Origin of the sequence: Janthinobacterium sp. BJB304, from assembly GCF_002735765.1 — a bacterium.
In the GTDB taxonomy this organism is placed as follows: Bacteria; Pseudomonadota; Gammaproteobacteria; order Burkholderiales; family Burkholderiaceae_D; genus Janthinobacterium.
This window is the reverse complement of the sequence record NZ_PDZN01000019.1, coordinates 147,800-154,991: the sequence shown is the minus strand read 5'-3', so window position 1 is coordinate 154,991 and position 7,192 is coordinate 147,800. Positions and strand designations below refer to the sequence as shown.

General features: G+C 65.8%; 5 protein-coding genes. All 5 read right to left on the bottom strand.

Annotated elements, in window-relative coordinates:
• Positions 1-421: 421 nt before the first annotated feature.
• Positions 422-598, bottom strand: coding sequence for a hypothetical protein (locus tag CSQ95_RS29725; protein WP_180279128.1), 177 nt, complete (start codon positions 596-598; stop codon positions 422-424).
• Between the two features lie 154 nt (positions 599-752).
• A complete protein-coding gene (locus tag CSQ95_RS21680) occupies positions 753-2,666 on the bottom strand; it encodes a S8 family serine peptidase (RefSeq protein WP_218963633.1) in 1,914 nt (637 codons plus the stop codon).
• A gap of 290 nt (positions 2,667-2,956) precedes the next feature.
• Entirely contained in the window at positions 2,957-3,670 is a 714-nt protein-coding gene (locus CSQ95_RS21675) for an aspartate/glutamate racemase family protein (protein WP_099410991.1), read from the bottom strand.
• Complete coding sequence (locus CSQ95_RS21670) at positions 3,667-4,887, bottom strand: DUF917 domain-containing protein (RefSeq protein WP_099410990.1); 1,221 nt, start codon at positions 4,885-4,887, stop codon at positions 3,667-3,669. Before CSQ95_RS21670 ends, CSQ95_RS21675 begins: the two co-directional genes overlap by 4 nt.
• The gene (locus tag CSQ95_RS21665; protein WP_257218139.1) at positions 4,862-7,174 is read right to left on the bottom strand and encodes a sigma-54 dependent transcriptional regulator; all 2,313 of its coding nucleotides are present in this window, start codon (positions 7,172-7,174) and stop codon (positions 4,862-4,864) included. The genes CSQ95_RS21670 and CSQ95_RS21665 overlap by 26 nt, the downstream gene beginning before the upstream one ends.
• Positions 7,175-7,192: the final 18 nt, after the last annotated feature.

Below are 7,192 nucleotides of genomic sequence, written 5' to 3'. Positions count from 1 at the left end.
CAGTCCCCGCTTCCGGCAGAGGCCAGAAGGCGGGGATACTGCTGGCCGAATCGGTGTTTATTGGCAGATGGCAAAGGTGCCATTCACGCCTTGCCAGTGAATCGCACCGCGCCGGGCGCAGCAGGCGCTGCAATTGTGGGCCGTCGGGCCGCCTATCGGCCCGTGCGTATCGAAGCACTGGCCCTGGCCCGTGTTGGTCGGTCCGCAGGCGGACGGCTGCATACCGCTCGCGTGCGGGCCGCTGGCTTGCGCATTGATAGGGCCACGCGCGCTGCGCGAAACAGGCGGGCTTTGTAGTGGGAGTCGCATCGCTGTCCTTCCTCAATCGTGGGTGATGCCGGCAGGTTGAACGGGCGACGAGAAACGCATCGCCCGCAGGCATGCCGGGTTTAGCCGGAATGGCTCGATCCTGCTGGCTTGATCAGCAAACGGTGGCGGCGCAAGCAGCCAGGCAGAGTTGCTGTGCGGTGCCGCTCAAGGCGCTGCAACCCATTTGGCACAGGGTGCAGGCAATGCCGGAAGGGGCGACACCCTGGCTGATGGCGGAGATGCTGGGGCTGCGTTGTACGGCTTTGGCTTGCAATGGCAGATTGTTCATTTTAAAACTCCTTGTGGTGGCGCCGCCGCGGGCAACGGCAATGGGTGTGCGTACCGAAGTACGGTGCTGATCGTTTCCCGCCAACGACCGTATGCTGAAGCGCGTGTATGCATCGCTGCGCCCACGTGCCCCGACAATTCAAATGCTGTTGGGGTTAGCGTTGCGACCAGTAGCGCACTGCGCCGACGCTGACCGGTATCACGTCGCTGACGTCGACGGCGAAACGGGCGACCGTGTTGGCTACCTGCAGGTTTTCCGGGTTGAAGAAGGTCATGATGATGTCGTAGCACTCGGAGCCTGGGCGGCACACGGGGCTCTGTTGCACGACGATGGTATCGAGCTGCATGCCGGTGGTCTTGGCCAGCATTTCCGCCGCTTGCATGGCATTCGTGGCCGAGAAGTTGAGCGCGCGGTCCATGCCCGTGACGCCCAGGTTGCGGAAGTCGTAATAGATGCGGTTCAGGAAGTTTTCCAGGCGCGCGCCCGTGTTGCTGCTGTTGATGTCCAGGCTGTCCTGCACCGCCATCAGGCTGTCGATCAGCTGCGGCACATTCCAGCTGAACATGCCCCGGATGGCCGGCTGGATCACGGGAACGACCTGGCCGGACATCAGCCTGGCGGCGCCCGAGATTATGCCGGGAAACGAATTCATGACGACCAGGCCATCGATGGTGCCGACATAGGCCTCGAACAGCAGTTCATAGGTCAGGTCGGCATACGGACCGACGGGGACGACCGCGTAAATCGGCGTGGCGTCCAGGTTGACGGTCCAGGTCAGCGATTGGCGGAAATATGGCTTTGCGCGCAGGAATTCGATCAATTGCTGCGGATCGCTCGGATTGTTTCTGTCCAATGGCATGGCCTGGACAAAGGAATCGCGGCGCGCTTCGCTGCCGAAGTCGATGCCCAGGTTGCCCAGTGCATACACCAGCGTCGGACCCTTGGCAGCCCCGCCGCCGCAGCCGCAATCGGAGGCATCGATGCCGGAAGCGGCGATGCCTTGCCGCGCAGCGCCGGCAGGGGCGGCGAGCGTGGCCGGGGAGGAGGTTTCCAACATGGGGATGCTGAGCGGATGCGCCTGCGCGGAAGTGTCGGCATTGGCTGGGCTCGCTTCAATCACAGTATCGTCTGACATTTCAATTTTCCCTTTTAATAATAGTTGAGTGGCGCCCGGCACATTCAATGTCCCAGTCAGGAGGCGGCGACAGTCCAGCTCGCCATTGGTGTTGCAACGCGTTGCGCTCTGCAGCAGTGCGCTGCAAACTCCACGAGGGTCAGGACGATCCCCATGTTGGTGTTGCCGGCATAGCAGCAAGGCTGCGATGGCCGAGACGATCGGGGTGGCAAAGCTGGTGCCGCTGTTGACGCGCACGTGCCCCGCGGGAGCGGCGCCGAGGATATCGGTGCCCGGTGCCATGAGGCCGCGCGAGCGATAGGCTTCGCCCCAGTTGCTGTTGGGCATGGGAGCGCCTTGCCGGTCCAGGGCGCCGACCACCAGCGTGTACTCGATGGAGGCGGGGATGTGCAGGCAATCGCAACCGTCATTGCCTGCCGCCGCCACCAGCAGGACGTTGCGTTCATGGCACAGTTGTATGGCTTTTTGCAGCAGGCCATCGGCGGCGCCGCTGTCGGACAGTTCGCCGCCGCTGACGTTGATGATGTGCGCGCCGTGCTCGACGGCCTGGGTGATGGCGCGGGCCAGGTCGAGCTGCGTGCATTGCGTCACGGCGCCGTCGGCGCGGTCGGCAAAGATGGGCAGGATCAAGCCCCGACAATGGGGGGCCAGGCCCGTGACGGGGCTGCCGGGCTGGCCAAAGATGATACTGGCGACGTGCGTGCCGTGCTGCGATGCCCGTCCGCTGCCGCTGGAGCCCGTGGCGAGGGTATCGATCCGTTGCAGCCTGGCCCCGGCAAAACAGGGGTGGCTGGTATCGACGGGACCGTCGAGCACGGCGATGCAGATGTCGGCACAGCCGATGTTGCCTTCTTGTAAGGCAGCCAGGCCGGGCAGCAAGCCATGATTGGCCAGGCTGTCCTGGGTGGTGGATTCTTCCATAATCGTCGGCACGGCCGGGCTCCTTGCTGGGTCCTGGAGGGCGTGCGGCACGCCATTCGAGGTGCGCCGCCTGCCTGCTGCGGCGCCTGTTTGCCAGGCGCCGATAGCTTGATATTTAGCAAGGGATGTGCCAGAACGCCAAGTGCTTGATTTGCAAGGGATGGGGCTGATTTACCTTGTCATGACGCAACAATACTGGCGCATATCGTCCACCCTTTTTGGCTGGGATGGACGAAAACGGCGGGCGGGGAAGGAGGGACGCCGGGGCCACGAAATGGCGTGGCCCCGGCGCGTGTGCTGCATCAGCGATGCTTGCTGTAGCAGGCGCGGCTGGGGCGCAGGCCCATGCGCACGAGGGAAACCAGGAAGCTGAAGCCTGCCTGGTTCGGATCGATCACCGGCACATAGGTGTGCAGCGCGTCTTCCAGCAGGACGGTGACGCGCGCGGCGACGCCGACAAAGCCGGTGCAGCCGAGCAGGATGGATTGGGCGCCGTCTTCCTGGACGGCCAGCATGGCGGCCTGGAAGGTTTTTTCCACCACCTTGTCCAGCTTGTCGAGGTCGCCGACGGGACAGTCGATGGAGCGGATGGAGGCGAAGCTGTCCTGCAAGCCGTAGGCTTGCATGTGGCCCTGCTGCATGGCGAGCGTGCTGGGCAGTATCGTCATGATCGACAGGCGCTGGCTCAGTGCCAGCGCGGTAAAGGCGGCGGGCGGAAAGCCGCCGAGGATGGGGATGTCGATCACTTCGCGCGCCGCCTCCACGCCGCACATGTCGAAGTCGCTGAGCCAGATGCCGTCATAGCCGTCGCGTTCGATTTCCCTGGCCAGTTGCACCACCGGATAGCCGTTTTGCAGCCAGTCGACGCGGTATTCGATGCAGTCGTGTCCGGTGGAGATATTGCGCACAGTCACTTCGACATCGGGCGGCATCACGGGGTCGATGGCGGCCAGCAGGCGCTGGTTGTAGGCGTCGGTGGCCACCGGCGCCACGATGCAGATGCGCAGCGCCTTCATGCGGCGCTCCCTGCCGCTGCGCCGGCATTGCCACTGAGCGGCACATACGGCCCCAGGTAGCCGATGGTGTCGAGCAGTTGCATGAAGCTGTCCAGTATCAGGCCGCCCCGTTCGCGCAGTACGGGATTGGCTTCCAGGCCCAGCAGCGTCACCTTGCGCTGCAGGAGGGCCGGGTTGAGGGAGCCGTCCGGCAGCAGCAAGTCGCCATTCGAATACACGGCCTGGCCATCGCCCTCGACCAGGTAGCTGATGGTGTCGGGCGCCATGCAGATGGGGCTGCTGCGGCTGCTGTCCCAGGCCAGCAGCGATTCGTTCTGGTACAGGATCGTGCATAGCCGCTCGCCGGCGCGGATGGTGATCTTGCCCAGGTCGAAGCCATTGCGCGATTCGACTTCGGCGGCGACGAATGTGCCCTGCGGAAACAGGGGCCGGGCGCGCATGTCGAATTGCAGCGCCAGATAGGTGACCAGTTCGTCCGCGCTGCGCAAGCGTCCTGCCTGCAGTTCGCGGCCCAGGCGCAGGGCACGTCCCAGGGTGCCGCGCACCGGCAGCGCCCGGGCCAGCTCCGCCGGCGCCATGATCCACATGGCCAGCCCGCCGAACTGCTTGAAGTCGGCTTGCGAGACGATGGGGCGCATCATCTGGTCAATGATCGTTGCCACGTCTTGCTGATGGGAATGGGCGCCGTTCACGCCCTGGCTGGGCTGGACGTCGAGTTCCACGCGCAGTCCGGCCTGGCTGACGAGGAAGGCCGGGCGCGGATTGATTTGCGCGGCCGCATAGGTCAGCTGGGGCAGCGAGGGAACGGCGCGGCCCGCGCCGTCGGCGTCGATCACCGCCAGCCCCAGATGGGCTGCGACCAGGCAGGCGACGAGAAACCCCAGCGCGCCGCTCTCCGGCGGCGCCAGGTAGGCCAAGGTGCGATTTTCCAGCGCCAGGCGCTCCCTGACGGCGATCACGGCATCGACGGGGCCCTGCGGAAAATGCGCGCCATTGATCGCCACGGGCGAGCCCAGGTAAGCCACCATGACGGTATCGCCGTCGGTGGCTTCGTCGACGCTGACCACGCGGACCCGGGCGTCCGGATAATAATCGCCGGCGTGGAACTGGGCCAGCAGGCTGCGCGCGGAAGTGAGCGTGCCGCCGCCGCCACTGCCGAAGAAGCAAGCTCCCAGCAATAGCGATTCAAGGTCATCGTGGTTCAGCAGATAGCTCATGATGCGGGTCCTCAGGTTGGCATGGCATGGAAAAGGCTTGCGCCAGGGTGGCCTGCAACTGCAGCGCCTGGGCAAACCGGGGGAAAGCCGTGTCGCGTTCCACGCCGCGCAAGGCGCGCGTGAGGTGCTCCAGCGCTTCGGGCCGGCGTCCGCGCTGCAGCAGCAGTTGCGCCAGGCGGGTCGCCACCAGCAGGCTGCCGGCCGCCGCGCCCAGCGCCTTGGCGGTCGACAGCGCACTGCCCAGCTCGCGTTCCGCCTTGTCCAGGTCGCCCACCGCGATCCACGTCTGGGCGTGCATGTCGAGCAATTCGACCAGATAGGCCCGTTCGCCATGTTCCAGCGCCAGTTCGATGGCACCGTGCAGCAACTGCCGGGCTTGCGATGGCAAGCCTGCCGACAGCAGCAGTTCGCCCCGCTTCCAGGCCTGGAATGAATGGAAGAGCATGCCGCCTTCGCACAGCATGTAGTGCTGGTAGCCGTCGGCGATGCGCTGCTCGATTTGCACATGGGTGTTGCCCGGCGCCAATGCGCAGGCATGGAATATCTGGCCCACCCCCAGATAAAACTGGTAGCCATATTCGCTGGCGACGGTTTTCAGGTCCGCCGCCAGGTTCGCCAGCAGGGGCCAGTCTTCGAACATGCAGGCCAGCCATGCGGCGCCCTGCAGCGCGATGGCGCGATGGAAGGGGTGCGGGTTGTCGGCGGTGCCGCGCAATGTCAGTTGTTCCATGACCAGGCGCGCGCGCCGGAAGGCGCCGCTCTGGAAGCAGGACAGGCCTTCGAAGGTGGAGGACAGCGCGGCGATGTCCAGGCCCTGCCCCCCGGTTTCGGCCATTACCGCGCCGCAGAGCAGGTGTCCGCGCTCCAGGCAGGCCAGCGTCTCGCGGTAGTCGCCGAGCCAGAACAGCGTGTTGGCCAAGGCCAGGTGGGCCTGCGACAGCAAGTCCGTGTCGCCTATCGCCTGCGCCCGCTGCAGCATGTCCTGTGCCGTGGCCCGGGCCTCCGCCAGGTCCAGCGCCATCAGCTGCGTGCTCCAGATGCCGAAGCGCAGGGCGGTGATTTCCACCTCGTCGCCCAGCGCCGCCGCCTCCTGCAATGCCTGCCGATAGCAGGTCAGCGCTTCGGCGCTTTGCCATCCGCTGATGCCGCGGTGCGAGATGGCCAGCCAGCGGTGCAGGTCGCAGCTCAGGCGGCGTGCCGTGCAGGGGTGCGCATCGGCGGCCAGCAGCGTGAGGCCGCGGCGCAACACTTCGATGGCTTCCTTGAAGCGGGCCGCCTCGATCAGTGCGCGCCCCTCCAGCAGGCAGACGCGGGCGAAATTGCTGCGCTCCTCGTCGCCGTGCAGGCGGCGTTCGATGACCTTGCGGTTGATGCCCAGGTGGCGGGCCGCGATCGTCTTGTTGCCATCGGCAAGGCGCATCGCATAGTCGATCAGCAATTGTTGCGCGGCAGCCAGCTTGTCATCGCCGTCCAGCCGCATCAGCGCTTCCGCCAGCAGCGTGCGATCGGCGTCTTCCGGCTTGCCCGCCGACAGGAAGGTTTCCAGGCTGTGCGCATCGATCAACGGTGATTCGGCCAGTATCGACAGCCGTTCGATCAGGTTGCGCAGTTCGCGGATATGGCCGGGCCAGGCTTGCCGGCACAGGCGTTCCATGGCGGTGGCGGTAAAGCGGATGGGCCGCTTTTGCTGGCCGGCAAAGTGCGCGGCGAGGGCGGCGACGTCGCCACGGCGCTGGTCCAGGCCCGGCACGTCGAGGTTCAGTACCGCCAGGCGGTAGTACAGGTCAGCGCGAAAACGGCCCGCTTGCACCATCGCGGCCAGGTCGCAGTGGGTGGCGGCCACGATGCGGCCGTTGAACGGCTGGGTATCGCCGCCGCCCAGCGGCCGGAAACTGCGCGATTCGAGCACGCGCAGCAGCTTGCTTTGCACGCCCAGCGGCAGTTCGCCTATTTCATCGAGAAACAGCGTGCCTTGCCCCGCCTGGGCGAAAAAACCGGCGCGGCTGCTGAGTGCGCCCGTAAATGCCCCCTTGGTATGGCCAAACAGTTCCGCATCGATCAAGTGCTCCGGCAGGGCGCCACAGTTGAGATCGACAAAGGGCGCGCCGGGATCGCCGCTTTGCCGGTGCACGAGCTGGGCGATGATTTCCTTGCCGGAGCCCGTGGGGCCGCTGATGAGCACCGTGCAGCGGGTCGGTGCCACCGCGTCGACCATGCGCAGCAGGCGCTGGAATATCGGGGAGCTGCCGATGATGTTCAGCCCGCCCCCGGTGCTACCGCGGTACATGGGGGCCTGCACAGGGGC